Below are 25,696 nucleotides of genomic sequence, written 5' to 3'. Positions count from 1 at the left end.
ATCGGAAGTAGCCAGGTATCGGCGCTATTCGACCGGACGAGCACACCTTTGCAAGCCCAGGGACTACTTCTGCTCTTCTTCTGGTGACTTGATCGGCTCGTCCGAGGTCGGGGCAGTTTCATCGAGCCGCTCCGAGACCATGCTGACGATGCGGCGGCCGCCGATGCCGATGGCGATCAGGCCGAGCCCGTCGAACAACAGGGCCAGCGAGAAGAAGCAGCCCAGGACGTACAGGCTGCTGTGCGGCCAGTCGAAGAGCACCAGCAGCCCCAGCAGCAGCCCGAAGGCGCCCTGGAGCAGCGTCCACCCCATCTGCGGGCCGCGCACCACGACGCTGCCGACCAGCCGGAAGACCCCGCCGGTCAGGAAGAGCAGGGCGGCGAACATGGTGAGCGCCTCGGCCGTGCCCTCGGGGTGCTTGATGACGACGACGCCCGCGGCGATGTTGAGGGCCGCGACGACCACACCCAGCCAGAAGTAGTTGGTGCCGCGCGACTCGATCGCGTGCAGCAGTCCGACGAGACCGCCGACGAGCAGCAGCCAGCCGAAGAGCAGCATCGAGGTGAGGGTGGCGACGCCGGTGTAGACGAGGCCGATGATGCCCGCGATCACCAGCAGCGCGCCGAGCAGCGCGAGCCAGCCGAAACTGCGGCTGAGCTTCCTGCCCTCGGCTGTGGGTTCGTTCATCGACAGCTCCTCACGGTGCGTGCCCGGCTCACGACCCCTTCTTGATCATAGGTTCGAACCACCCGGATAGCATCCGGCCCATGGACCGTACGGAACCGAGCCTGATCCCGTCCGTCGAGCGCGGCGTCGCCACCGTCGTGATCACGAACCCCGCCAAGCGCAACGCGATGACCGCCGCGATGTGGCGGCGCCTGCCGGAGCTGCTGGAGCGGCTGGCGGCCGACCCGGCGGTCCGGGTCCTGGTGCTGACCGGGGCCGGGGACACCTTCTGCGCCGGGGCCGACATCTCGACGCTGCGGGAGAGCGCGGACACCGCCCAGGGCCTGGCGGTGGCGGCCGAGGAGGCGCTCGCCGCGTTCCCCCGGCCGACGCTGGCCGCAGTGCGCGGCTACTGCGTGGGCGGCGGCAGCCAGCTGGCCGCCGCCTGCGATCTGCGGTTCGCGGAGGAGGGCGCCTCCTTCGGGGTCACCCCGGCGAAGCTCGGCATCGTCTATCCGGCTTCCTCGACCCGGCGACTGGTCGCCCTCGTCGGCCCGGGCACAGCGAAGCATCTGCTGTTCTCCGGCGAGCTGATCGACACCGAACGGGCGCTGCGCACCGGCCTGGCCGACGAGGTGCTGCCCGTGGGCGGCCTGGACAAGCGGGTCGAGGAGTACGTACGGGTCCTGGCGTCCCGGTCCCAGCTGACCCAGGCCGCGGCGAAGGAGTTCGCCGCGGGCCGGACGGACCGGGACGCGTACTGGGCCGATGAGGCGCGGAGCAGCGCGGACACGGCGGAGGGCGTCGCCGCGTTCCTGGAGCGGCGCACGCCCCGCTTCACCTACACCACCGGGTGAGCCGACGCCACGGGCCCTATCGGGTGATGTGACGGCTCCTGGACCGCCACTCCTCGACGAGGGCGGCCGGAGCCTTGTGCGGCGAGCCGGAGTCGTAGGGCGGCTGCGGGTCGTACTCCGTGAGCAGCTGCACCGAGCGCGCCACGTCGTCGCCGGCGATCCGGCCGAGCAGGGTCAGCCCCATGTCGATGCCGGAGGAGACCCCGGCGGCGGTGACGTACTTGCCGTCGAGCACGACCCGCTCCCCGGTGGGCTCGACGCCGAACTCCTTCAGCACCTCCAGCGCCAGCCAGTGCGAGGTGGCCCGACGCCCCTTCAGAAGTCCGGCCGCCGCCAGCAGCAGCGATCCGGTGCAGACCGAGGTGGTCCAGGTGGTGGTGGCGTCGACCGCGCGCAACCAGCCGAGCAGGGTGTCGTTCTCCATCTGGTCGCTCTGGCCGGGGCCGCCGGGCACGATGACCAGATCGGGCGACGGCACCTCGGCGAGCGTCTTCTCCGCGACGAGCGCGAGGCTTCCGCTGTCGTTGCGGACGGGTCCGGTCCGTTCGGCGACGAAGACGGTCTCGGCGCCGGGGGCGCGGCTGAGGATCTCGTAGGGGCCCACCGCGTCCAGGGCGGTGAAACGGTCAAAGAGCAGGATGGCGATCTGCACGGGAACTGCCTCTCGGTTCGGTCGGACGGACGGACAGGCGAACGGACGGACGGACCGGATGGTCGGGCCGGCCGGTGGGGCGTTTCGGGTGTCAGGTGTCGGGTGTCAGGTGCCGGCTGCGGGCGTGCGGAAGCGGCGGCGGTATTCGGCCGGTGCCGTCGCGAGGGTCTTCACGAAGGCCCGGCGCATGGCCTCCGGGGTGCCGTAGCCGCTGGCGCGGGCGATCCGCTCGACGCCGTCGCCGGTGTCCTCCAGGAGTCGGCGGGCGTGCTCCAGACGGACGCGTTCGACGTACCGCCCCGGGGTCGTGCCGGTCTCCGCCCGGAACGCGCGGGCGAAGTGCCGGGGCGAGAGCCGGGCGCGGGCCGCGAGGGCGTCGACCCCGAGGTCGGCGTCCGGGTGCTGGGCGATCCAGTGCTGGACCTCGCGCAGCGGTTCGCGCTGTGCGGTCTGGGCGCTGAGCTGGGCGCTGAACTGGGCCTGGTTGCCGGGGCGGCGCAGGAACACCACGAGGTGCCGGGCGATGGTCAGCGCGAGGTCGCGCCCGTGGTCCTCCTCGACGAGCGCGAGGGCCAGATCGATGCCCGCGGTGACGCCCGCCGAGGTGGCCAGCCTTCCGTCCCGTACGAAGATCGGCTCCGGATCGACCCGGACGGCCGGGTAGTCGCGGGCGAGCCGCTCGCAGTAGTTCCAGTGGGTGGTGACCCGGTGCCCGTCCAGCAGGCCCGCCTCGGCCAGCAGCAGCGCCCCGGTGCACACGGAGACCAGCCGCTCCGCGCGTGGCGCGTGCTCCCGCAGCCAGCCGGTCAGCGCGGGCTGCGAGCCCCGGGTGCCCTGCCCGCCGGGCACCAGCAGCGTGTGCGGGGCGGGCGCGTCGGCCAGGCTGCTGTCGGGCACCAGGGTCAGACCGCTGGTGGAACGGACCGGGCCGCCGTCGAGCGAGGCGGTCCGCAGGTCGTAGGAGACGCCGGGCGACCGGGAGGCGCCGGAGAAGACCTCCATCGGGCCGCTCACGTCGAGGCTCTGGACACCGTCGAAGAGGACGACGAGCACGGTTCGCTGCTTCACGTCCGTCATCCTGGGCGACGGGCGACGATGGCCGCAATGACGAGTACCCCACCTTTCCTGCCACCGGACTTCCGTGGCACGGCCACCCCTCCCCCGGGGTTCCCCTCCGTACCGACCAGTCGGTAACGTGCCCGTATGAGTACTCTCCCGGCCCGCGCGGAGCGCCGCTGCCACAACGCCGTCAACCCGCTGCACTCGTGCCTCTTCTTCTCCCCCGACCTGGGCGCGGAGATGGCGAAGATCGGCATCGAGGACCCCAGCGCCGCCTACTTCGCGACCCGGGCCGCCGCGCTCGGCGCGGTGGGCGCGGGGACCGTCAGCGCCACCTTCTACAACTTCAACCCCGCGCTGGTGGCCCGCCATGTGCCCGCCGTCTGGGAGACCGCCTCCCCCGAGGTGGTCCTCGGAGCCCGGCTGCGGGCGGCGGACTCGACGCTGCGGCGGCTGCTCGGCGAGGAAGTCATCGCCTCCGCCGAGATGGCGGAGGCGGCCCGGCTCGCGCTGCGCGCCACCGAGGCCTGCACCCCGCACGCCCGTCCGCTGTACGCGGCGCACGCGGAGCTGGTGGTGCCCGAGGAGCCGCACCTGGCGTTCTGGCACGCGGCGACCCTGCTGCGCGAGCACCGGGGCGACGCGCATCTGGCCGCCCTGCTCGCCGCCGGTCTCGACCCGCTGGAGTCGCTGGTCAGCCACACCGCGACCGGCAAGGGCATGGCGATCCGCTGGATCCTGTCCTCCCGGGGCTGGCGCCGCACCGACTGGGAGGCGGCGTCCGAGCGGCTGCGCGAGCGCGGGCTGCTGGCGGGCGGCGAGGAGTTGGCGCTCACCGAGGCCGGTACGGCGCTGCGCGCGGAGGTCGAGCAGGCGACGGACCGCATGGACTCGGCACCGTACGAACACCTGGGCGCGGAAGGCGTGGAGCGGCTCACCGAGCTGGGGCGCGGCTTCCTGTTCACGGCCGCCGCGGCGGGTGCGTTCCCGGCCTCGGCGACCGGCCGGGGCTGACCCGGGACGGGCCCCGGCACGGCCCGGGACCCCCGCGCACCGCGTCGGGGCTCCCGGGCGTGTTGCCCGAGGTCACGCGACACGGCCCCCGGCCACCCGGCACAATGCAGGCCTGGGGGATGCCCCCGGCAAGCAAGAACGTGCTCATCACGACACGAGCACGGCCAGCACAGCCAGTACGAGAAGGCGAGTCGGGAAAACCGTGACGACGTCCATCGAAGGCAGGATCGCCGAGGAGCTCGGCGTACGTGAGCGACAGGTCAGGGCCGCCGTCGAGCTGCTCGACGGCGGATCGACCGTGCCGTTCATCGCGCGCTACCGCAAGGAGGCGACCGAATCCCTCGACGATGCGCAGCTGCGCACGCTGGAGGAACGGCTGCGCTATCTGCGGGAGCTGGAGGAGCGGCGCACCGCGATCCTCGAATCCGTACGCGAACAGGGCAAGCTCGACGCGGCGCTGGAGGCGAGCATCCGGGCCGCGGAGACCAAGGCGCGCCTGGAGGACATCTATCTGCCGTTCAAGCCGAAGCGGCGCACCAAGGCGCAGATCGCCCGGGAGGCGGGGCTCGAACCGCTGGCGGACGGACTGCTCGGCGACCCGTCGGTCGACCCGCTCGCTGCGGCCGCCGCGTTCGTGGACGGCGACAAAGGTGTCGCGGACGCGGCCGCCGCTCTGGACGGCGCCCGCTCGATCCTCACCGAGCGGTTCTCCGAGGACGCCGACCTGACCGGCGAGCTGCGCGAGCGCATGTGGACGCGCGGCCGGCTGGCGGCGAAGGTGCGTGAGGGCCAGGAGGAGGCGGGCGCGAAGTTCGCCGACTACTTCGACTTCGCGGAGCCGTTCACCGCGCTGCCCTCGCACCGGGTGCTCGCGATGCTGCGCGGCGAGAAGGAGAACGTGCTCGATCTGGTCCTGGAGCCGGAGGAGCCGGAGGCGGCCGAGAAGCCCGGCCCCTCCTCGTACGAGAACATGATCGCCCGCCGCTTCGAGATCGCCGACCGGGGCCGCCCGGGCGACAAGTGGCTGGGCGACACCGTGCGTTGGGCGTGGCGGACCCGGATCCAGGTGCACCTGGGCATCGATCTCCGGCTGCGGCTGCGCACGGCGGCGGAGGACGAGGCGGTACGCGTCTTCGCCTCGAACCTGCGCGATCTGCTGCTCGCCGCCCCGGCCGGCACCCGCGCCACGCTCGGTCTCGACCCCGGTTTCCGTACGGGGGTGAAGGTGGCGGTCGTCGACGCGACCGGCAAGGTGGTGGCCACCGATGTGATCCACCCGCATGTGCCCGCGAACAAGTGGGACCAGGCGCTGGCGAAGCTCGCGCACCTCGCGAAGGAGCACGCGGTCGACCTGATCGCGATCGGCAACGGCACGGCGTCCCGCGAGACGGACAAGCTCGCCGGTGAACTGATCGACAAGCACCCGGAGTTGAAGCTCACCAAGGTGATGGTCTCGGAGGCGGGCGCCTCGGTGTACTCCGCCTCCGCGTTCGCCTCGCAGGAACTGCCCGACATGGACGTGTCGTTGCGCGGCGCCGTCTCCATCGCGCGGCGGCTCCAGGACCCGCTGGCGGAGCTGGTGAAGATCGACCCGAAGTCGATCGGCGTCGGTCAGTACCAGCACGACCTGTCCGAGGTGAAGCTGTCCCGTTCGCTGGACGCGGTCGTCGAGGACTGCGTGAACGGCGTCGGCGTGGACGTCAACACCGCGTCCGCACCGCTGCTTTCACGGGTCTCGGGGATCAGCTCGGGGCTCGCCGAGAACATCGTCGCGCACCGCGACACCAACGGCCCCTTCCGGTCCCGCAAGGCGCTGAAGGACGTGGCGCGGCTCGGCCCGAAGGCGTACGAGCAGTGCGCGGGCTTCCTGCGGATCCGGGGCGGCGACGACCCGCTGGACGGCTCCAGCGTGCACCCGGAGGCCTACCCGGTGGTGCGCCGGATGGGCAAGAGCGCGGGTGGCGAGGTGGCCTCGCTGATCGGCAACGCGGACGCCCTGCGGGCGCTGCGCGCGGCGGACTTCGTGGACGACATGTTCGGGCTGCCGACCGTGACGGACATCCTCAAGGAGCTGGAGAAGCCGGGGCGCGACCCGCGGCCCGCTTTCCGCACGGCGACCTTCAAGGAGGGCGTCGAGAAGCTCGGCGACCTGGAGCCGGGCATGGTGCTGGAGGGCGTCGTGACGAACGTGGCCGCGTTCGGCGCGTTCGTCGACATCGGCGTCCACCAGGACGGTCTGGTGCATGTCTCGGCGCTGTCGAGGACGTTCGTGAAGGACCCGCGGGACGTGGTGAAGCCCGGGGACATCGTGAAGGTCAAGGTCATGGACGTCGATGTGCCGCGCAAGCGGATCTCGCTGACGCTGCGCCTCGACGACGAGCCCGGCGCGGGCGGCGGTTCCGGCGGCGGGCAGCAGGGCCGCGGCGAGCGGGGCGGCCGGCCCCCGAAGCAGCGCCAGGGTCAGGGCCAGCCGTCCGGTGGCGGTCAGGGCCGGCAGGGCGGCGGCCGGGACCGGCGCGGCGGTGGCGGTGGCTCGCGGCAGGGCGGCCAGGGCGCTCCGGCTCCGGCGAACAGCGCGATGGCCGATGCGCTGCGGCGGGCCGGGCTGGCCGACCCGAAGCCGGGCGGCGGCCGGGGTCGCTGAACGAGGCGAGAGGTGAGGGGCGGGTCGCCGGGTGCGGCCCGCCCCTCACCGCCCCGCACGGTTACGGGGGTCGAGTGCGGCCCGCCCGCCCCCGAACCCCCGTAACCGTGCTCAGACTTCCTTGACCTGACCGTCCGCCACTTCGATGCGGCGGGTCGTCCGGACCGCCTCCAGCATCCGCCGGTCGTGCGTGACCAGCAGCAGGGTGCCCGTGTACGTCTCCAGGGCCGCCTCCAACTGCTCGATGGCGGGCAGGTCGAGGTGGTTCGTCGGCTCGTCGAGCACCAGGAGGTTGACGCCCCGCCCCTGGAGCAGGGCGAGGGCCGCACGGGTGCGCTCGCCCGGGGAGAGGCTGGTGGCCGGGCGCATCACATGGTCGGCGCGCAGGCCGAACTTGGCGAGCAGCGTGCGGACTTCGGCCGGCTCGGTGTCCGGCACGGCCGCGCAGAACGCGTCCAGCAGCGACTGCGCACCGAGGAACAGCTTGCGGGCCTGGTCCACCTCGCCGACGACGACGCCCGAACCGAGCGTGGCGTCGCCGGAGTCCAGCGGCAGCCGCTCCAACAGGGCCGCCAGCAGAGTGGACTTGCCCGCACCGTTGGCCCCGGTGATGGCGACCCGGTCCGCCCAGTCGATCTGGAGCGAGGCGGGGCCGAAGGTGAAGTCGCCGCGCGCCACCCGGGCCTCGCGCAGGGTGGCGACGACGGATCCGGAGCGCGGGGCGGAGGCGATCTCCATCCGCAGCTCCCACTCCTTGCGCGGCTCCTCGACGACGTCGAGACGCTCGATCATGCGCTGGGTCTGCCGGGCCTTCGCGGCCTGCTTCTCGCTGGCCTCGCTGCGGGCGTTACGGCCGAGCTTGTCGCCGTCGGTGGCCTTGCGGCGGGCGTTCTTGACGCCCTTGTCCATCCAGGAGCGCTGCATATGGCCGCGCGCTTCGAGGGACGCCTTCTTGTCGGCGTACTCCTCATAGCCCTCGCGGGCGTGCCGGCGGGCGGTCTCCCGCTCCTCCAGATAGGCCGCGTAGCCACCGCCGTAGAGATTGATCTGCTGCTGGGCGAGGTCCAGCTCCAGCACCTTGGTGACCGTGCGCATCAGGAACTCGCGGTCGTGGCTGATGACGACCGTGCCCGCGCGCAGGCCGGACACGAAGCGCTCCAGGCGCTCCAGACCGTCCAGGTCGAGGTCGTTGGTGGGCTCGTCGAGCAGGAAGACGTCGTAGCGGGAGAGAAGGAGCGACGCGAGTCCGGCGCGGGCCGCCTGTCCGCCGGAGAGCGCGGTCATGGGCCGGTCGAGGCCCACGGTCAGCCCCAGCTCGGCGGCGACCTGCTCGGCCCGCTCGTCCAGGTCCGCGCCGCCGAGGGCGAGCCAGCGCTCCAGGGCGTCGGAGTACGCGTCGTCCGCGCCCGGGGCTCCGGCGACCAGGGCCTCCGTCGCCTCGTCCATGATGCGCTGGGCGTCGGCGACACCGGTGCGGCGGGCCAGGAAGGCGGCCACGGTCTCACCGGCGCGGCGCTCGGGCTCCTGCGGGAGGTGGCCGACGGTGGCGGTGGGCGGCGAGAGGCGCAGCTCGCCCTCCTCCGGGCGGTCGAGCCCGGCGAGGAGGCGGAGCAGGGAGGATTTTCCGGCGCCGTTGACTCCGACGAGACCGATCACGTCACCGGGGGCGACGACGAGGTCGAGCCCGGCGAAGAGCGTGCGGTCACCGTGTCCGGCGGCGAGGTCCTTGGCGACGAGAGTGGCAGTCATCAGGGTGCCGATCCTAGTCGCCGGTGCCCGATGCCCCGGCCTGCCCGGCCCCGAGGGCGCGGGGACCCGGCCGGCCCCCGGCCCCGAGGCCCGGGCGTCAGCCGACCCGGTGGACCAGCTGGGTGCTCAGTTCGTACCGCGCCCCCACGATCGCCAGCTCCCCGGCGGCCACCTTCGCCGCGAGATCGGCCTCGCGCGCCAGCCGTGACCGGACCAGCCGGACCTGGGCGCTGACCGTGGCGTCCACCCGGGCGTCGCCGTGCTGCCCGTGCACGATCGCGGGCCTGATCTGGTCGGCCACGTACTGGATGTGCGCGGGCAGGCGCTCCCCGGTCTCCTCCGCGTGGACCGCGGCGGCGACCGCGCCGCACGACTGGTGTCCCAGGACCACGACCAGTGGGATGCCCAGTTCGAGGACGCCGTAGGCGATGCTGCCGAGCACCGCCTCGTCCAGCACCTCGCCGGCCGAGCGGACGGTCATCAGGTCGCCGAGTCCCTGGTCGAAGACCAGCTCGGGTGGGACGCGGGAGTCGATGCAGCCGAGTATCAGCGCGAACGGTGACTGGCCGGACACCAGGGTGGTGCGCACCCCGGCGGCCTCGTGGGGATGCCGTTGGTGGAGTGTGCGCCAGCGGCGGTTCCCGGCGGCGAGTGCTTTCAGCGCCGCGGCCGGGGTCTCGGGCCTCGCCGCGGTCCGGGTGCGCGGGGCGGCGCCCACGGGCGAGGAGCCCGCGGCGAGCACGCCCGCCGCCGCGGTGGCGGCGGAGGCGCGGAGCAGGGTGCGGCGCGTGGTCGGCGCCGTGCGGGGGGTTCGGGTGATTCTCACGCGCGGACGCTAACCCCCCTGCCCAGGCGGGAAGTTGACGCCGGACAACCCTTGGCCGGACCTTGACCATCTCTTGGACGAGTGAGAACGGAGCAGAGCGAAACAGAAGAGTGCGGAGGGGTGCACGGACGGGCACCGGACCGGCGGGAGGATGCGGAGCGCGGCCCGCCGGGCCGGAAGGCGGGGCGGTCAGCTGAAGCGGTCGAGCGTGATCAGCGCCTCCTGCGGGTTGCCGTCGTGGACGAGCGACTCATGGGCGCCCACGTCGTCGAAGGCGAAGCCGTACGCCTTGCCGTCCACCATCTGCGCGTGGATGAGGCGGGAGTAGTGGTTGGTCACGGAGTCCTTGTAGAAGTTCGCCGCGTTGTTGTCGGGCTGGTTCGCGCTGGTCAGCAGGGTGGAGCGGTTGAAGCCCGCGCACAGGGTGCGGGAGATCGGGCCGCGCACCTGGTCGTTCGGCGCGTCCAGGTACTTGTAGCAGCCGAAGACGCTGTCCGAGTCCGGCTTCTGGAACGAGGTCACGACGGCGCCGGAGCCGTTGGTGAAGTTCATGACGTTGCCGGAGACCCGGCCGTAGTACTTGGTGTTCGGCTCGTGCGCGAACGGCGTCACCGTCAGCACGGAGCCGCTGTAGCGGCTCCAGACCCGGTCGATGTAGTCGTTCATGATCCCGGACGGGAGGGTGCCGCTCCCGACGCCGTGCCCCGGGGACAGGGCGCGCAGCACCGTTCCGTCGGACCGGGTCTGGATGAGGCCGGACCAGCCGCCGGACTGGTTCCTGAGGTTGTCGAACACGGCGTTGTAGCCGCCCGGCTTGAGCTTGCCGGTGCTCTTGACGGCCCCGCCCGGCGCCTTGACGCCGACGGAATAGGGGGCGGAGAACATGTCGACCTGGGTGCTGTTGATCCACAGACCCGCGTCGTTGAGCGTGTACTCGGTCCAGTTGAACAGGATGTTCCTGTTCGGGTCGCTCGGGTTCTGCACCGCGGGCTGGACGAGACCGCCGGTGGTGACCTTGAAGACGAGCTTCTGTCCGTACGAGAAGTAGACGCGGCCGGAGAACTTCGGCATCCGGATCGTCACCGACCGACCGTTCCCCGGACCGGCGATCGAGGCGTCCGGGGCCGGGGTGGGCGGGTTGCCTCCGGCCGGCCAGGGGTGGAACGTACCGTTCGCGTCCGCCCAGCCCTGACGGCCGGTGGAGAGCTCTGTTCCGAGGTTGTAGACGTAGATCTGATCGGCGCGTCCCGAGTCGTTCGTGATGGTCAGCGGGATGGTGGCGGGTACCGCCGCCTCGGCCGGCGGCTGGCCGACGCCGGTGGTCAGACCCAGGGCGAGGGCAAGGGCCGCGGTCAGCGCGCCGAGACCTCTCCGTGAGCCGGGACTTCTTCGTGAGCCGGGACTTCTCCGTAAAGCGGGCATGCTCGTTCTCCTCATCGGGCGGATGCGTGGGTGGAACGGGGGCACATCACCTGCGAGCCTGAGAGCGCTCTCAGAATCCTGCGGTGGGCGACCTCTGTCAACGAACCTGTCTCAACTTGTCGAACCCGCCGAGCATCCCGCGCCGTGCCGACCTGCTCCCGTGTGCCCCGGGCTTCCGGTTCCGCTGGCCCCGGGATTCCGCTTTCGGTTAGCGTCCGGGCAGCGACGGGCGGGGCCGAGGGAAGAGGAGTGACCGTGGTGGCGGATGTGATCGTGGTGGGCGGCGGGGTCGTCGGTCTCACCACCGCCGTGACGCTGGCGGAGCGCGGGCTGCGGGTGCGGGTCTGGTCGCGCGATCCGGCCGGGGCGACGACGTCGGCGGTGGCGGGGGCCCTGTGGTGGCCGTACCGGATCGAGCCGGCGGAGCGGGTGGGCGACTGGTCGCTGGAGACGCTGGCGGTCTACGAGGAGTTGTCGGGCGCGCCGGAGGAGACCGGGGTACGGCGGGTGGCGGGGCTGCACGCCGGTGAGCGGTTCGCGGCGCTGGGCGACTGGGCGGCGGGGCTGAAGGACGCGGTGGAGGTGCCCGAGGGGCTGCGGGTGACGCTGCCGCTGCTGGACATGCCGGTCCATCTGGCCTGGCTGGAGCAGAGGCTCGTGGCGGCGGGCGGTGCGGTGGAACGGCGGACGGTGACGGGGTTCGGCGAGGCGGCGGAGCTCAGCCCGGTGGTGGTGAACTGCACGGGGCTCGGGGCGCGCGAGCTGGTGCCCGACGCGGGGGTGCGGCCGGTGCGGGGGCAGCTGGTCGCGGTGGAGAACCCGGGGATCGAGGAGTGGTACACCGAGGCGGATCCGGCGTCGGCCGCGACGACGTACTTCTTCCCGCAGCCGGGCCGGCTGGTGCTGGGCGGTACGGCCGAGGCGGACGATCCGCGCACCGAGCCCGACCCGGAGACGGCCCGGGAGATCGTGGCGCGGTGCGCCCGGATCCGGCCGGAGATCGCCGATGCCCGGGTGCTCGGGCACCGGGTGGGGCTGCGGCCGGCGCGGGAGGCCGGGGTGCGGATCGAGGCGGAGGCGCTGCCGGGCGGCGGACTGCTGGTGCACAACTACGGGCACGGCGGCGCGGGCGTCACCGTGGCGTGGGGGTGTGCGCGGACGGCGGCGGCGCTGGTGGGCTGACCGCGACCGGAATGCGGCGGACCCGCCTCCGCACCGCCGGGCGCCCCGCCCCTGGGTCCCGCCCGTCCACGGCCGGGCGCCCGCCCCTGAAGCCCGGAGCGCCCTGAGCACAGGGCCGGAGCCCGCGACCGGTCGGTGGTCGCGGGCTCCGGAGCTGTTGTGCGGTTGTGCTGCTCCGCGATGGTGCAGCGGTACGGCTGTGCGGTCACCCGGTCAGTCGGAGGGCCGCTTCTCGGTGGAGGTGGCGGTGGACGTGCTCGTCGACCCCGATCCGCCGGACTCGTGCTGGTGGCGCTCGTCCGTGACCGGAGTCGTCCCGGGGCCGATCCGGATCTCGAAGTCGCCGTCGTATTTGGCGTGCCCCTCGATCACCGCGGACTCGACCGCCTCCACACCGAACTCCTGGCGGACGATCTGCGGGTCCCTGCGCAGGTCCCGCATCAGGGCCACGCACATACCGATCATCACGATGGTGAAGGGCGCCGCCACCAGGATGGTGAGGTTCTGCAGCCCTTGGAGGGCGTTGTCCTTGCCCTCACCGATCAGCAGCATGATCGCGGCCACGGCCCCGGTCACGACTCCCCAGAAGATGACGACCCACTTGCCGGGTTCGAGGACGCCCTTCTGCGAAAGGGTGCCCATGACGATCGACGCGGCGTCGGCTCCGGAGACGAAGAAGATGCCGACCAGGATCATCACGAGGATGGAGGTGACCGTGGCGATCGGGAACTCCTGGAGGACACCGAACAACTGCGCCTCCGGGGTGTCGGCACCCTGGAGCTTTCCGGCCTCGTCCAGCTTCATCGACGAGCCGCCGAAGACGGCGAACCAGATCAGGCTGACGGTGCTGGGCACCAGGATGACGCCGCCGACGAACTGACGGATCGTCCGGCCGCGGCTGATGCGGGCGATGAACATGCCGACGAAGGGCGTCCAGGAGATCCACCAGGCCCAGTAGAAGACCGTCCAGCTGCCGAGCCACGAGGCGACGTCCTCGCCACCGGACGCCTCGGTGCGCCCGGCGAGCTGCCCGAGGTCGCTGAGGTAGGCGCCGATGGAGGTGGGCAGCAGGTCGAGCACGATGATCGTGGGACCGGCGATGAAGACGAACGCCACCAGGAGCAGCGCCAGCACCATGTTGGTGTTGGACAGCCACTGGATGCCCTTCTCGACGCCGGAGACCGCGGAGAGGACGAAGCAGACGGTCAGCACGGCGATGATCGCGACGAGGAGACCGGTTCCGGTCTTCTCCATCCAGTCCAGCTCCTGGAAACCGCTGCCGATCTGGAGCGCGCCGAGGCCGAGCGAGGCGGCGGAACCGAACAGGGTGGCGAAGATGGCCAGGATGTCGATGAAGCGGCCGAAGCCGCCGTAGGCGTGCCGCTTGCCGATCAGCGGCTCGAAGACCGCGCTGATCGTCTGCCGCCTGCGCCGCCGGTAGGCGCTGTACGCGATGGCGAGCCCGACCACGGCGTAGATGGCCCAGGGGTGCAGCGTCCAGTGGAAGAGGGTCGTGGCCATCGCCGTCTCCATGGCGTTGGCCGCGTCCGCGGGGTCGGTGCCCGGCGGCGGGGTACGGAAGTGGGCGAGCGGTTCGCTCACGCCGTAGAACATCAGCCCGATGCCCATACCGGCGCTGAACATCATGGCGACCCAGGAGATGGTCCGGAACTCCGGCTCCTCCCCCTCCTGACCGAGGCAGATCTTGCCGTACCGGCTGATGGCCAGCCACAGCGCGAAGACGACGAACCCGGAGGCGGCCAGCATGAAGGCCCAGCCGCCGTTGTGGATCAGCCCGTCGAGCAGCTTGCTGGAAACGCTCTCCAGGGAGTCGGTGGCGGTCGCTCCCCACACGACGAAGGCGAGGGTGAGGACCGCCGTGACGCCGAACACCACCCGGTCGGTGGTCGGAGTCCTGGTACTGACCGGCTCGGGGGGAAGGTCCGCCGTGACCGACAGCCCCTCCCGCCCGTCCGCGGTCTGGTCGTCCTGGGACACAAATGGCACCTTTCACCGAGTCTGAAAAACGCTCTCCGTAGGCAGTACCACACCTGCCCCGGATCTCGAAGGATCAACAAGCAGTTCTGGCTTGACCGTTTGTGAGGTGATATGTCGCCCGATGATCGAGAAGCAACGGAATCAGGCTTCGGGCCGACTGACGCAGGGGCACGAACGCGCCATCTTCGTCCGGCCGGGCCCTGACGCCGTGCAGGGCCAGCTCGTCCTTCACCTCCGCGTACTGGGCCGCGTCCAGCCGGTAGCCGCACGGCGGGTCGGCGAGGATCTCGGCGGGCTCGGCCGGGTCGTTGTCGGCGCCGCCGAGGTAGACGGGCCCCCGGTCGGCCAGGCCGGTCAGGCGCGAGAGGGCAGTGGCGGTCCGGAGCCGGGCGCGCTGCTCGTCGGTGAAGGCGAAGAGGCCGCCGAGCGCGGTCCGCTGGGAGTGGACCCTGCGCCGGTGGTTGAGCGCCGGATCGTCCTTCTCCGCGTCGCTCAGCGCGTCGACCCGGGATTCGATGAGCAGGCCGACCGCGTGCTTGAGGCCGGAGGTGTTGCGCAGGATGCGTTCCTGGCCGTCGCCCGCGACCTGCTTGATCGGATCCCCGGTGGCCGGGTCGGTCCAGATGCCGTAGTGGCCGCTGCTGTAGCCGCCCGCCGTCGCGGCGGGGCGGACATAGCGCTCGGAGAGGGTGCGCGAGGCGTCGTGGACCCGGTCGTCGACGTTGAGGTTGCGCGGCCACAGGGCGAACAGGTCCTTGTCGTAGTACGGCGGGGTGGCGCCGTACTCGTGCAAGTCGTAGATCACCTGCGGTCGTTCGTCGCGTACGACGGCGGCGATCGCCCGTGCCTCGGCGGTCTCCAGGGCGATGTGGTCGCGGTTGATGTCGACGCCGTCCGCGTTGCCGCGGGTGTCGGCGGCGCGCCCGTCGGGGTTGGCCGTGGGCAGCACCAGCAGGGTCGTACGGGCCAGGAAGGCGCGGGTCGCCCGGTCCTCGGCGAACGCCAGGTCGCGGACCGTGGTCAGACAGGCCTCGCGCCCGGCGGGCTCGTCGCCGTGCTGGCTGCAGATCAGCAGGACCGTGGTGGCGTCGGAACGCTCCTGGCCGACGCGTACGAGGCGGAGCGGGCGGCCCTGTTCCGTCGTGCCGATCCGGTCCACGGAGACCCGGTCGCTCTCCCGGTCCACCGCGGCGAGGAAGGACCGCTCCTCCGCCTCGCCGGTCCAGCGCGCCCCGTCGCTCGTCTCGAACCCGGTGCGCGGCGGGCGGTGCGCGGCCTCGGCGGGTGCGATGGCGAACGGCAGGGCCAGCGCGGCGAGCGTCGCCGCCACGGCCGTCCGGCGCATCGCCCTGGCACCCCGGCGCGGCGGCCCGGACTCCGGCCGGTCGGGTCCGGTGACCGGCGCGAGCCACGGGTGCGGGCTGAGCATGCGGAGTGCACGAGCGACGCGATGGGTCATCGGCGGCTGCCTCCCGGCATGTTGGACGGGCACGGGCCTGTGGGGCGGAGACCGTGACGACCGTCGGCCCCGCGGCGATGTGCGGACGTTACACCGGTCAACTCCTGTGCAACAGGGGGCGATCACTGCCATGGGGTGCTGCCGCCCGTGACGACGGAATGGCGATCGTGTGACAGGTGTGCCCGGAATGGGCCGTCCCGCTCCGGCGGGTGCATAGCCTCGTGACGACCGGTCGGAAGATCATCCGTCCCGACTCATTGGAGCTTGTTGTGCACCGCAGATTCATCGTCCCCAGCGCGCTGGCGGCCACCCTTCTGCTGGCGATCCCGGCAGCGGCCGCACCGGGCACCGTGGGCGCCCCGGGTATCGGCGACCCCTATTACCCGGCCAGCGGAAACGGTGGCTACGACGTCTCCCACTACGACCTGCGGCTGAAGTACCAGCCGGAGACCGACCTGCTGGAGGGCACGGCGACGATCCTCGCCACCACGACGCAGGAGCTGTCCCGCTTCAACCTCGACTTCGGGCTCGATGTCTCCGAGGTCCGGGTGAACGGCAAGAAGGCCCGCTTCGCCACGAGCGGCGACCATGAGCTGGAGGTCACCCCGGCCGGCCCGCTGGCGAAGGGCAAGGACGTCTCGGTGGTGGTCCGGTACGCCGGAAAGCCCTCCGAGCTGAAGATCAACGGCTGGACCGCCTGGGCCAGGACCCCGGACGGCGGTGTCGCCGCGCAGGAGCCGGAGTCGGCCGTGTGGTGGTACCCGAGCAACGACCACCCGCTGGACAAGGCCACCTACGACGTGTCGGTCTCGGTGCCGGACGGCACCCAGGCGATCAGCAACGGCGCGCTCCAGTCGCAGAGTTCGAAGCTCGGCTGGACCCGCTTCAACTGGCGCTCCGACAAGCCGCAGGCGACCTATCTGACGACGCTCGCCATCGGCAAGTTCGACATCACGACCGACAGTACGGCGGACGGTCTGCCGGTCCTGAACGCCTACAGCAAGGACCTGGGCGCCAACGCCGGTGCGGCCCGCGCGAGCATCGAGCGGACCACCGAGGTCGCCGAGTGGCTGACCGAGGTGTTCGGCCCGTATCCGTTCAACGCGCTGGGCGGTTACGTGCCCAATGTGACGAGCGGTTTCGCCCTGGAGACCCAGACGCGGCCCTTCTACAGCCCGCGGCAGTTCGCGAACGGCGCCAACGTGTCGGTCGTCGTCCACGAGCTGGCCCACCAGTGGTACGGCGACAGCGTCTCGGTCGACGGCTGGAAGGACATCTGGATCAACGAGGGCTTCGCCCGCTACAGCCAGTGGCTCTGGTCGGAGAAGGAGGGCGAGGGCACCGCGCAGGAGCTGGCGGACTACACGTACGCCCAGCACCCGGCCGACGACCCGTTCTGGCAGGTGAAGCCGGGTGACCCGGGCCCGGACAACCAGTTCGACATCGCCGTGTACGACCGGGGCGCGCTGGCGCTCCAGGCGCTGCGCAACGAGGTCGGCGACGACACCTTCTTCGAGCTGCTGAAGGGCTGGCCGGCCGAGCACGCGTACGGCAACGCGAACGTGGGCGACTTCGTCCGGTACGCGGAGCGGGTCTCCGGCAAGCCGCTGGCCGAGCTCTTCGACACCTGGCTCTACCGGCCGGCGCGACCGGCGGCCCCGGCGGCGGCCGACGCGGGTCTCGCCGAGGCGGCGCTGTCGGCACGTTCGGCGGCGCGGGTCGAGCGGCCCGCGTCCTGGAAGAAGATCGCGGCGACGAACACCGTGCACGACCACGGTGACCACGCGGCTTCCGCGCACCGGTCCGAGGGCGGTCACGAGCACCGCTGACGGCCGTACGCACGAACACCGGGGCCGTCGGAGCGGCGAAGTCCAGCTGCTCCGACGGCCCTTCGGCCGTTCCGGGGGCTCAGCCGTCGGACCGGGCCGTACGCCGGGCGGCGCGGGCCGCCCGGGCCCGGGGCAGATAGCGCAGCCGTTCCGGTAGGGCGGGGACGACGACCCGTAGGACCGCGCACATCCGGCGCAGCCGCTTCTCCTGGTCGTCGGTCCACGGCAGACCGATGGTGGCGCGGGCGTCGGGCGGCATGAACCCGATGGTGACGAACCGCCGGAAGCGGGCCAGCGGCGGCAGCAGCACCGGCCACAGGGCCCGTAGGACCATCCGCAGCATCCACGGGCCCCGGTCCGGCGGCGGTACGGGCTGGTCGACGTCGACCAGCTCCCGCACGACGGTGGTCGCCTCGATCCCGCCGGCGAGCATCTTCTCCCAGTACGGCCAGAACTCCTCGATGGTCTGCGGCATGTCCCGGTCGTGGATGCCGAGGATCCGGCCGACCCGGAGCCACTCCGCGTACAGCGCGCGCTCCTGGGCGGGGGTCATGGGCCGGATCAGATAGCGGGCGGCGTGCTGGTAGACGGGGAAGCCGGTGGAGTGCACCCAGGCGTAGTTGGCGGGCGTCAGGGCGTGGTACGGACGCCCCCGGGTGTCGGTGCCCCGGATCGTGCCGTGCAGCCGGCGCAGTCTGCGGCCCTCCTCGGCGGCCTCCGCGCCGCCGTAGACCCAGAGCTGGAGCGAGCGCAGCGAGCGTTCGCCGCGCCCCCACGGATCCGTGCGGAAGACGGAGTGCTCGTCGACCCCGGCGCCGACCGCCGGGTGGGCGACCTGGAGCGTGAGGGCGGCGGGCAGCATCAGCAGGGAGCGGATGTCGCCGGACATGCTCCAGAGCACCCCGCCGGGCGGAGGCGGCTCGGGGTCCTTCGCACCACCGGGCGGCGGCTCGGCGGTCCTGGCGTCGGTCGCGCTGCTCATCCGGTGCTCCCGCGGTCCCGGCGGGCCTGCCGTGCGCTGCCCGTCCCCTTCCTCTCCATGATCCCTCGGGTGCGGGAGGACCGCGGTGGCGGGGTCCGGGGCGGTCCACGGCTCGGTCAGTCGTGGTCGTACACCGTCACCGGCAGACCGGCGGATATCAGGCGCCGCTCGATCAGCGGCTCGATCCTGGACCACTTGCCGCCCGCGAGCCCGCAGCCGATCCGCGGCATATGGACCGAGGCCCCGAGCTCGCCCGCCCTGGCAGCCACCGCGCCGAGCGCCGCGTCGATCGCCTCGTACCGCACGGGCACCCCCTTGCTGCCGGTGCGCATGCCCCGCTGGCCGATCATGTTGGCCACCCAGAGATAGGGCCCGACCTGCACGAACTGTGCCGCGCCGAGAGCGAAGTCGTTGTCCGCGCGCTCGCGGTGCCAGCGCCGGTAGGCGGCCTCGGGCTCCGGCCAGCGGCGCGAGAGGGCCAGCACGAAGCCCTTGCCCCAGCCGCCCAGGTCGTTGCAGACGTGGACGATCAGCTTGACGCCCTTGCCCTGCGGCGCGGTGGCGTCCCCCCGTACGTAGGTGATCTCCGACATGACCTCACCGTACGGGCCACCACTGACAACGGGCCGGGACCGACCACGGGGCCGGGGTGGACGGCGGAGCGCCGGTGCCGGAGACTTTCGCAGTAGTGGTGAGACAGCGGAACTGTCCGATACGAGGTTCGACTGCGGGGAGCAGAGATGGCGACGGGGACCGACGAGCCGACGCTCACGGTGGACGAGCTGGCGGCGCGCGCCGGAGTCACCGTACGCACCGTGCGGTTCTACAGCACCCGGGGCCTGTTGCCGCCGCCGGTCATCGGGCCCCGCCGGGTCGGGCACTACGGTCCTGACCATCTCTCGCGGCTCGCGCTGATCGAGGAGCTCCAGCAGCAGGGCATGACGCTGGCCGCGATCGAACGCTATCTGGAACAGCTGCCGCCCGACCTCAGCGCCCATGATCTGGCGATCCACCGGGCGCTGGTGGCGTCCTGGGCGCCGGACAAGACCGAGGACTTCTCCCGGGCCGAGCTGGAGCGGCGGGCCGGGCGGGCGCTGTCGGAGCCGGATGTGGAGCGGCTGGCGGCGATGGGGGTGCTGGTGCGTCCGCAGGAGGACGGCGGGGCGTACCGGGTGGATCTGGGTCTGCTGCGGCTCGGGGTGGAGCTGCTGGACGTGCCGATCGCGCACGAGACGATCCTGGCGGCACGGACCGTGCTGCTGGAGCACACCCGCTCGGCCGCCCAGGAGATGACCCGGCTGTTCCGGGACGAGGTGTGGAACCCCTACCGGGAGCGCGAGGGCGACCCGGAGCATGTGGCGGCGATGAAGTCGCTGTCCGCCGATATGCAACCGATCGTGATGCAGGCGCTGGTGACGGCGTTTCAGCGGTCGCTGAAGGAGGAGCTGCGGGCCGCGTTCACCGCCGAGTGACGGTGAATGCGGCCCGCGCCATGCCCTGTTGACGGGCTCGGTCACGGCCTCAGTCGTGGAAGGTCTCGCCCTTCTCCGCCTTCTCCACCAGCAGCGCGGGCGGCAGGAAGCGGTCGCCGTAGCGTTCGGCGAGTTCCCGGGCGCGGGCCACGAAGCCGGGCAGGCCGCCCTCGTAGCCGTTGATGTACTGGAGTACGCCGCCGGTCCACGGCGGGAAGCCGATGCCCATGATGGAGCCGATGTTGGCGTCGGCGACGGAGATGAGGACGTTCTCCTCCAGGCAGCGGACGCTGTCCAGGGCCTCGGAGAAGAGCATCCGCTCCTTCATGTCCTCGAAGGGCACGTCGGCGTCCGGCTTGGTGAAGTGCTCGCGCAGGCCGGGCCAGAGGCCGGCCCGCTTGCCGTCCTCGTCGTAGTCGTAGAAGCCCGCTCCCCCGCTGCGTCCCGGGCGGCCGAACTCGTCGACCATGCGGTCGATGACCTCGTCGGAGGGGTGGCCGGGCCAGGTGCCGCCGGCCTCCTCCACCGCGCGCCTGGCCTCGTTGCGGATCTTGCGGGGCAGGGTCAGGGTCAGCTCGTCCATCAGGGAGAGCACCTTGGCCGGGTAGCCGGACTGGGCGGCGGCCTGCTCGATCGAGGCGGGCTCGACGCCCTCGCCGACCATCGCCACGCCCTCGTTGATGAACTGGCCGATGACGCGTGAGGTGAAGAAGCCGCGCGAGTCGTTGACGACGATCGGCGTCTTCTTGATCCGGCGGACCAGGTCGAAGGCGCGGGCCAGCGCCTCGTCGCCGGTGCGCTCGCCCTTGATGATCTCGACGAGCGGCATCTTGTCGACGGGCGAGAAGAAGTGCAGCCCGATGAAGTCGACGGGGCGCGAGACGCCCTCGGCGAGGACGGTGATCGGGAGGGTGGAGGTGTTGGAGCAGAGCAGCGCGTCCGGCTCGATGACGTCCTGGATCTCCTGGAACACCTTGTGCTTGAGGGCGGTGTCCTCGAAGACGGCCTCGATCACCGCGTCGCAGCCCGCGAGGTCGGCCGCGTCACCGGTCGGGGTGATCCGGGCCAGCAGTTCGTCGCGCTTGGCCTCGGTCGTACGGCCCCGGGAGAGGGCCTTGGCGAGCAGCTTCTCGCTGTACGCCTTGCCCTTGGCTGCGGCCTCGGTGGAGACGTCCTTGAGGACGACCTCGATCCCGGCCTTGGCGCAGGAGTAGGCGATGCCCGCGCCCATCATTCCGGCGCCGAGGACGGCGACCTTGCGGACGGGGCGCTCGGGGATGTCCTTGGGGCGGTTCGCACCGGAGTTGACGGCCTGGAGGTCGAAGAAGAACGCCTGGATCATGTTCTTGAAGACCTGGCCGGTGACCAGCTCGGTGAAGTACCGGGCCTCGATGGTCAGGGCGGTCTCGAAGTCGACCTGGGAGCCCTCGACGGCCGCCGCCAGGATGTTGCGCGGCGCGGGCATGGGCGCGCCCGCGAGCTGCTTCTTGAGGTTGGCCGGGAACGCGGGCAGGTTGGCGGCGAAGCGCGGGTTGGACGGGGTGCCGCCGGGGATCTTGTAGCCCTTGACGTCCCAGGGCTGCTGCGACTCGGGGTTCGCGTCGATGAAGGCGCGGGCCTTCTCGATCATCTCCTCGCGAGTGGCGGCGACTTCGTGGACGAGGCCGTTCTCCAGGGCCCGCCGCGGGGTGTACTGGGTGCCCTGCAGGAGCACCTTGAGCAGGGCGTCGGCGATGCCCATGAGGCGTACGGTCCGGGTGACGCCGCCACCGGCCGGGAGCAGGCCGAGGGTGACCTCGGGCAGGCCGATGCGGGAGCCGGGGGCGTCGAGGGCGACGCGGTGGTGGGAGGCGAGCGCGATCTCGTAACCGCCGCCGAGGGCCGCGCCGTTGATGGCGGCGACGACGGGCTTGCCGAGGGTCTCGATGCGGCGCAGCGAGTTCTTGATCTCGGTGCCGGTGTCGAAGGCGGCCTGGGCGTTCTCCGGGCCGACCTTGATCATGTCCTTGAGGTCGCCGCCGGCGAAGAAGGTCTTCTTGGCGGAGGTGTAGATGATGCCGCGGATGGAGTCCTTCTCGGCCTCGGCGCGGTCGGCGATGGCCGCGATGGAGTCCTTGAAGGCCTGGTTCATCGTGTTGGCCGACTGGTTGGGGTCGTCGAGGACGAGGGTGACGACGCCGGTCTCGTCCTGTTCCCAGCGGATGGTGGTGCTCTCGGTCGTCATGTCGGTGTTTTCTCCGTAAGCAGGTGGGGCCGGGAACAGGTCAGATGCGTTCGACGATCGTGGCGACACCCATACCGCCGCCGACGCAGAGGGTGACCAGGCCGAACCGCTGGTCGCGGCGCTCCAGTTCGTCGATGACGGTGCCGAGGATCATCGCGCCGGTCGCGCCGAGGGGGTGGCCGAGCGCGATGGCGCCGCCGTTGACGTTGACCTTGTCCAGGCTCAGGCCCATGTCCTTGACGAAGCGCAGGACGACTCCGGCGAAGGCTTCGTTGATCTCGACGAGGTCGATGTCGTCGATGGTCAGCCCGGCCTTGGCGAGCGCCTTGCGGGTGGCGGGCGCGGGGCCGGTGAGCATGATCGTGGGCTCGGAGCCGGAGACGGCGGCGGAGACGATGCGGGCGCGCGGGGTGAGGCCGTAGCGCTCGCCGACCTCCTTCGAGCCGATGGCGACGAGGGCCGCGCCGTCCACGATGCCGGAGGAGTTGCCCGCGTGGTGGACGTGGTCGATCTTCTCGACCCAGTGGTACTTCTGGAGCGCCACCGCGTCGAAGCCGCCCATCTCGCCGATGCCCGCGAAGGACGGCTTGAGACCGGCGAGGGAGTCGGCGGTGGTGCCGGGGCGCAGGTGCTCGTCGCGGTCGAGGACGATCAGGCCGTTGCGGTCCTTGACGGGGACGACGGAGCGGGCGAAGCGGCCGTCCTTCCAGGCCGCCGCGGCGCGTTCCTGCGAGAGGGCGGCGTACTCGTCGACGTCGCGGCGGCTGAAGCCCTCGATGGTGGCGATGAGGTCGGCGCCGATGCCCTGCGGGGCGAAGCCGGTCTCGAAGCTGGTCATCGGGTCCATGGCCCAGGCCCCGCCGTCGGAGCCCATCGGGACCCGGGACATCGACTCGACGCCACCGGCCAGGACGAGGTCCTCCCAGCCCGAACGGACCTTGGCGGCGGCCAGGTTGACCGCTTCCAGGCCGGAGGCACAGAAGCGGTTCTCCTGGACCCCGGCGACGGAGTCGGGCAGCCCGGCCGCGATGGCGGCGATGCGGGCGATGTCGGAGCCCTGGTCGCCGAGCGGGCTGACCACGCCGAGGACGATGTCGTCGATGGCGGCCGGGTCGAGGTCGGGGAAGCGGCCCCGGATCTCGTGGATGAGGCCGACGACCAGGTCGATCGGCTTGGTGCCGTGCAGGGCTCCGTTGGCCTTGCCGCGGCCGCGGGGGGTGCGGATCGCGTCGTAGACGAATGCTTCGGTACTCAAGACAGCTGCCTTTCGAGGGTGGTTGTCGGCGCGGTGAGGGTGCGTCAGGCGAGCAGCGAGCGGCCGATGATCTCCTTCATGATCTCGGTCGTACCGCCGTAGATGGTCTGGATGCGGCCGTCGGTGAACGCCTTGGCGACCTTGTACTCGCTCATGTAGCCGTAGCCGCCGTGGAGTTGGAGGCAGCGGTCGGCGACGCGCTTCTGGAGTTCGGTGGCCCACCACTTGGCCATGGAGGCGTGGACGGCGTCCAGGACGCCGTCGGAGTGGTCGACGATGCACCGGTCGAGGAAGGTCCGGGTGACGGCGCACTCGGTGGCCATCTCGGCGATCTCGAAGCGGATGTGCTGGAGCTTGGAGAGCGGACGTCCGAAGGCCTCGCGCTCCTTGACGTACTGGGTGGTGATCTCCAGGAGGTGTTCGGCGGCGGCGATCCCGGCGACCGCTATGCCCATGCGCTCCTGGGCCAGGTTGGTCATCAGGTGGATGAACGCGCCGTCGAGCTCACCGAGGAGGTTCTCCTTGGGGACGCGGACGTCGTTGAAGAACAACTCGGCGGTGTCCTGGGACTTCTGGCCGATCTTGTCGAGGTTGCGGCCCCGCTCGAAGCCTTCCGCGCCGCGCTCGACGACGATCAGCGAGAGGCCCTTGGCCCCGCCCTCCGGGGTGGTCTTCGCGACCACGACGACCAGGTCGGCGAGGATGCCGTTGGAGATGAAGGTCTTGGAGCCGTTGAGCAGCCAGTGGTCGCCCTTGTCCTCGGCGGTGGTGCGGATGCCCTGGAGGTCGGATCCCGCGCCCGGCTCGGTCATGGCGATCGCGGTGATGGTCTCGCCGGAGCAGAAGCCCGGGAGCCAGCGGCGCTTCTGCTCTTCGGTGGCGAGGCCCGTGAGGTAGGGGCCGATGATGTCGTTGTGCAGGCCGATCGCGAGTCCGGCGGCCCCGGCGCGGGTGAACTCCTCGGCGAGGACGGCGCTGTAGCGGAAGTCGTCGCTGCCGCCGCCCCCGTACTCCTCCGGGACGGCGAGGCCCAGCAGTCCCGCGCGCCCGGCGGCGAGCCAGGCCTCGCGCGAGACGATGCCGTCCTGCTCCCACTGCTCGTAGTACGGGAGGACCTCCTTGGCCAAGAAGGCCCGGACGGTCTCGCGGAACGCGTCGTGCTCCTCGGTGAAGATCTGCCGTTGCACGGGGTCTCCTAGTCGTGAGAGGTGGGGCCGAGCCCCGGTACGTCCCAGTCGGCGGCGACGGCGGCCGTGTCGGCGCCGGGCCGCGCGGGCCCGCCGCGGACGGAGACCGGGGTGGCCGAGAAGCGCGGGGCGGGGGCGGGCTGGGTGATGCCGCTGTGCTCGACGAAGGTGGAGCGGGCGGCGAGGTGCGGGTGGTGCGGCGCTTCGGTGAGCGAGAGGACGGGGGCGACGCAGGCGTCGGTGCCGGCGAAGACCTCGGTCCACTCGGCGCGCGTACGGGTCTGGAACCGCTCGGTGACGGCGGCGCGCAGCTCGTCCCAGCGGGCGAGGTCCCACCGGTCGGGGAAGTCGTCCGCGATGCCGAGGAGGCCGGCGAACTCGGCGTAGAACCGCCCCTCCAGCGGGCCGACCGCCATATGGCCGCCGTCGGAGGTGGCGTAGGTGCCGTAGAACGGGCAGCCGCCGTCCAGGAGGTTGGCGCCGCGCCGGTCCTGCCAGCTCCCGGCGGCCAGCATGCCGTGGATCATCGAGGCGAGATGGGCGGCGCCGTCCACGATGGCGGCGTCGACGACCTGCCCCTCGCCGTGGGCGCGGGCGTGCTGGAGGGCGGCGAGGACGCCGACGACGAGGTAGAGCGAGCCGCCCGCGTAGTCGCCGACCAGGTTGGCGGGGACGGTGGGCGGTTCGTCCGGCCTGCCGATCATGGACAGGGTGCCGGTGAGCGCGAGGTAGGCGATGTCGTGCCCGGCGCGCTCGGCGAGCGGCCCGTCCTGGCCCCAGCCGGTCATCCGCCCGTAGACCAGTTGCGGGTTCCGGGCGAGACAGGGTTCGGGGCCGACGCCGAGCCGCTCCGCGACACCGGGGCGGTAGCCCTCGATCAGGATGTCGGCGCGTTCGGCCAGGTCCAGGACGCGGGCCGGCCCTTCGTCGCTCTTGAGGTCCAGGAGGACGGAGCGCTTGTTGCGGTTGGTGAGGTCGTACGCGGGATCGATGCCGAGCCCCGCGCCGCCGGGCCGGTCGACGCGTACGACATCGGCCCCGAGGTCCGCCAGCAGCATCGCGGCGAACGGTCCGGGGCCGATGCCGGCCAGCTCGACGACCCGGACACCGGTCAGCGGACCGTGTTCGGGCCTTGGGCCTTTCGCCATCTGTGAGCCCCCAGGGGTGTGACACAACCGATGTAACACCTGTGATGCTAAGAACGTGCCCGGCTCCGCAC

20 protein-coding genes are annotated in these 25,696 nt (G+C 71.8%); 6 read left to right on the top strand and 14 right to left on the bottom strand.

Annotated features, from left to right (window positions below):
- Positions 1-63: 63 nt before the first annotated feature.
- A complete protein-coding gene (locus ACSMXR_RS32545; protein ID WP_030076392.1) occupies positions 64-687 on the bottom strand; it encodes an HdeD family acid-resistance protein in 624 nt (207 codons plus the stop codon).
- An 80-nt stretch (positions 688-767) separates the two neighbouring features.
- Here ACSMXR_RS32545 and ACSMXR_RS32540 point away from each other — a divergent pair, with 80 nt between their 5' ends.
- Entirely contained in the window at positions 768-1,523 is a 756-nt protein-coding gene (locus ACSMXR_RS32540; RefSeq protein ID WP_473170532.1) for an enoyl-CoA hydratase/isomerase family protein, read from the top strand.
- Between the two features lie 16 nt (positions 1,524-1,539).
- On the opposite strand, the gene ACSMXR_RS32535 is transcribed toward ACSMXR_RS32540, so the two are convergent.
- Together ACSMXR_RS32535 and ACSMXR_RS32530 are read right to left on the bottom strand one after the other, a co-directional pair.
- Positions 1,540-2,175 carry a DJ-1/PfpI family protein gene (locus ACSMXR_RS32535; RefSeq protein ID WP_137228557.1) on the bottom strand — a complete coding sequence of 212 codons (636 nt, stop codon included), beginning with the start codon at positions 2,173-2,175 and terminating at the stop codon, positions 1,540-1,542.
- 105 nt (positions 2,176-2,280) lie between these two features.
- On the bottom strand, positions 2,281-3,243 hold the full coding sequence (locus tag ACSMXR_RS32530) for a GlxA family transcriptional regulator (protein ID WP_455711503.1): 963 nt from the start codon (positions 3,241-3,243) through the stop codon (positions 2,281-2,283).
- Positions 3,244-3,378: 135 nt separating this feature from the next.
- Here ACSMXR_RS32530 and ACSMXR_RS32525 point away from each other — a divergent pair, with 135 nt between their 5' ends.
- Positions 3,379-4,248: an SCO6745 family protein gene (locus ACSMXR_RS32525; protein WP_473170531.1), complete on the top strand. Its 870-nt coding sequence runs from the start codon at positions 3,379-3,381 to the stop codon at positions 4,246-4,248.
- Positions 4,249-4,450: 202 nt separating this feature from the next.
- Positions 4,451-6,892 carry a Tex family protein gene (locus ACSMXR_RS32520; RefSeq protein WP_473170530.1) on the top strand — a complete coding sequence of 814 codons (2,442 nt, stop codon included), beginning with the start codon at positions 4,451-4,453 and terminating at the stop codon, positions 6,890-6,892.
- Between the two features lie 111 nt (positions 6,893-7,003).
- Here ACSMXR_RS32520 and ACSMXR_RS32515 read toward each other — a convergent pair whose 3' ends face one another.
- The 3 genes from ACSMXR_RS32515 to ACSMXR_RS32505 all read right to left on the bottom strand — a co-directional run bounded on the left by ACSMXR_RS32515 (position 7,004) and on the right by ACSMXR_RS32505 (position 10,889).
- Positions 7,004-8,641 (bottom strand): ABC-F family ATP-binding cassette domain-containing protein, encoded by a 1,638-nt coding sequence (locus ACSMXR_RS32515; protein ID WP_473170529.1) that lies wholly within the window; start codon positions 8,639-8,641, stop codon positions 7,004-7,006.
- A 97-nt stretch (positions 8,642-8,738) separates the two neighbouring features.
- The gene (locus ACSMXR_RS32510; protein ID WP_473170528.1) at positions 8,739-9,467 is read right to left on the bottom strand and encodes a carbonic anhydrase; all 729 of its coding nucleotides are present in this window, start codon (positions 9,465-9,467) and stop codon (positions 8,739-8,741) included.
- A gap of 189 nt (positions 9,468-9,656) precedes the next feature.
- Positions 9,657-10,889, bottom strand: a complete 1,233-nt coding sequence (locus ACSMXR_RS32505) for a glycoside hydrolase family 64 protein (RefSeq protein ID WP_473170527.1) — start codon at positions 10,887-10,889, stop codon at positions 9,657-9,659.
- Between the two features lie 249 nt (positions 10,890-11,138).
- Here ACSMXR_RS32505 and ACSMXR_RS32500 point away from each other — a divergent pair, with 249 nt between their 5' ends.
- Positions 11,139-12,071: an FAD-dependent oxidoreductase gene (locus ACSMXR_RS32500; protein WP_473170526.1), complete on the top strand. Its 933-nt coding sequence runs from the start codon at positions 11,139-11,141 to the stop codon at positions 12,069-12,071.
- A gap of 213 nt (positions 12,072-12,284) precedes the next feature.
- Here the strand turns inward: ACSMXR_RS32500 and ACSMXR_RS32495 are convergent, their stop codons facing one another.
- Both ACSMXR_RS32495 and ACSMXR_RS32490 read right to left on the bottom strand, forming a co-directional pair.
- Positions 12,285-14,069 carry a BCCT family transporter gene (locus tag ACSMXR_RS32495; protein ID WP_137228579.1) on the bottom strand — a complete coding sequence of 595 codons (1,785 nt, stop codon included), beginning with the start codon at positions 14,067-14,069 and terminating at the stop codon, positions 12,285-12,287.
- A gap of 73 nt (positions 14,070-14,142) precedes the next feature.
- On the bottom strand, positions 14,143-15,528 hold the full coding sequence (locus tag ACSMXR_RS32490) for a M14 family metallopeptidase (protein WP_473170525.1): 1,386 nt from the start codon (positions 15,526-15,528) through the stop codon (positions 14,143-14,145).
- Between the two features lie 269 nt (positions 15,529-15,797).
- Between ACSMXR_RS32490 and ACSMXR_RS32485 the strand changes: the two genes are divergently transcribed.
- On the top strand, positions 15,798-17,357 hold the full coding sequence (locus tag ACSMXR_RS32485; protein WP_473170524.1) for a M1 family metallopeptidase: 1,560 nt from the start codon (positions 15,798-15,800) through the stop codon (positions 17,355-17,357).
- Between the two features lie 79 nt (positions 17,358-17,436).
- Here ACSMXR_RS32485 and ACSMXR_RS32480 read toward each other — a convergent pair whose 3' ends face one another.
- Both ACSMXR_RS32480 and ACSMXR_RS32475 read right to left on the bottom strand, forming a co-directional pair.
- Positions 17,437-18,339, bottom strand: coding sequence for an oxygenase MpaB family protein (locus tag ACSMXR_RS32480; RefSeq protein WP_473170523.1), 903 nt, complete (start codon positions 18,337-18,339; stop codon positions 17,437-17,439).
- Positions 18,340-18,455: 116 nt separating this feature from the next.
- Positions 18,456-18,932 (bottom strand): macro domain-containing protein, encoded by a 477-nt coding sequence (locus ACSMXR_RS32475; protein WP_381855350.1) that lies wholly within the window; start codon positions 18,930-18,932, stop codon positions 18,456-18,458.
- A 147-nt stretch (positions 18,933-19,079) separates the two neighbouring features.
- Here ACSMXR_RS32475 and ACSMXR_RS32470 point away from each other — a divergent pair, with 147 nt between their 5' ends.
- Complete coding sequence (locus ACSMXR_RS32470; RefSeq protein WP_473170522.1) at positions 19,080-19,811, top strand: MerR family transcriptional regulator; 732 nt, start codon at positions 19,080-19,082, stop codon at positions 19,809-19,811.
- A 49-nt stretch (positions 19,812-19,860) separates the two neighbouring features.
- Here the strand turns inward: ACSMXR_RS32470 and ACSMXR_RS32465 are convergent, their stop codons facing one another.
- The 4 genes from ACSMXR_RS32465 to ACSMXR_RS32450 are packed head-to-tail and all read right to left on the bottom strand — an operon-like array spanning position 19,861 to position 25,625.
- Positions 19,861-22,035, bottom strand: a complete 2,175-nt coding sequence (locus ACSMXR_RS32465; protein WP_473170521.1) for a 3-hydroxyacyl-CoA dehydrogenase NAD-binding domain-containing protein — start codon at positions 22,033-22,035, stop codon at positions 19,861-19,863.
- A 40-nt stretch (positions 22,036-22,075) separates the two neighbouring features.
- Positions 22,076-23,290 (bottom strand): acetyl-CoA C-acetyltransferase, encoded by a 1,215-nt coding sequence (locus ACSMXR_RS32460; RefSeq protein WP_364886958.1) that lies wholly within the window; start codon positions 23,288-23,290, stop codon positions 22,076-22,078.
- A 44-nt stretch (positions 23,291-23,334) separates the two neighbouring features.
- Positions 23,335-24,477, bottom strand: coding sequence for an acyl-CoA dehydrogenase family protein (locus ACSMXR_RS32455; RefSeq protein ID WP_473170520.1), 1,143 nt, complete (start codon positions 24,475-24,477; stop codon positions 23,335-23,337).
- 8 nt (positions 24,478-24,485) lie between these two features.
- On the bottom strand, positions 24,486-25,625 hold the full coding sequence (locus tag ACSMXR_RS32450; protein ID WP_473170519.1) for a CaiB/BaiF CoA transferase family protein: 1,140 nt from the start codon (positions 25,623-25,625) through the stop codon (positions 24,486-24,488).
- Positions 25,626-25,696 lie beyond the last annotated feature (71 nt).

The organism is Streptomyces sp. DSM 106670 (genome assembly GCF_055792845.1).
The sequence above is the reverse complement of the archived record's forward strand: the minus strand, read 5'-3'. Positions and strand labels throughout refer to the sequence as shown.

Coding starts and splice junctions, on each gene's coding strand:
- ACSMXR_RS32545 (WP_030076392.1), bottom strand. CDS start 687: ATGAACGAACCCACAGCCGAGGGCAGGAAGCTCAGCCGCAGTTTCGGC.
- ACSMXR_RS32540 (WP_473170532.1), top strand. CDS start 768: ATGGACCGTACGGAACCGAGCCTGATCCCGTCCGTCGAGCGCGGCGTC.
- ACSMXR_RS32525 (WP_473170531.1), top strand. CDS start 3,379: ATGAGTACTCTCCCGGCCCGCGCGGAGCGCCGCTGCCACAACGCCGTC.
- ACSMXR_RS32515 (WP_473170529.1), bottom strand. CDS start 8,641: ATGACTGCCACTCTCGTCGCCAAGGACCTCGCCGCCGGACACGGTGAC.
- ACSMXR_RS32505 (WP_473170527.1), bottom strand. CDS start 10,889: ATGCCCGCTTTACGGAGAAGTCCCGGCTCACGAAGAAGTCCCGGCTCA.
- ACSMXR_RS32490 (WP_473170525.1), bottom strand. CDS start 15,528: ATGACCCATCGCGTCGCTCGTGCACTCCGCATGCTCAGCCCGCACCCG.
- ACSMXR_RS32480 (WP_473170523.1), bottom strand. CDS start 18,339: ATGAGCAGCGCGACCGACGCCAGGACCGCCGAGCCGCCGCCCGGTGGT.
- ACSMXR_RS32475 (WP_381855350.1), bottom strand. CDS start 18,932: ATGTCGGAGATCACCTACGTACGGGGGGACGCCACCGCGCCGCAGGGC.
- ACSMXR_RS32470 (WP_473170522.1), top strand. CDS start 19,080: ATGGCGACGGGGACCGACGAGCCGACGCTCACGGTGGACGAGCTGGCG.
- ACSMXR_RS32465 (WP_473170521.1), bottom strand. CDS start 22,035: ATGACGACCGAGAGCACCACCATCCGCTGGGAACAGGACGAGACCGGC.
- ACSMXR_RS32450 (WP_473170519.1), bottom strand. CDS start 25,625: ATGGCGAAAGGCCCAAGGCCCGAACACGGTCCGCTGACCGGTGTCCGG.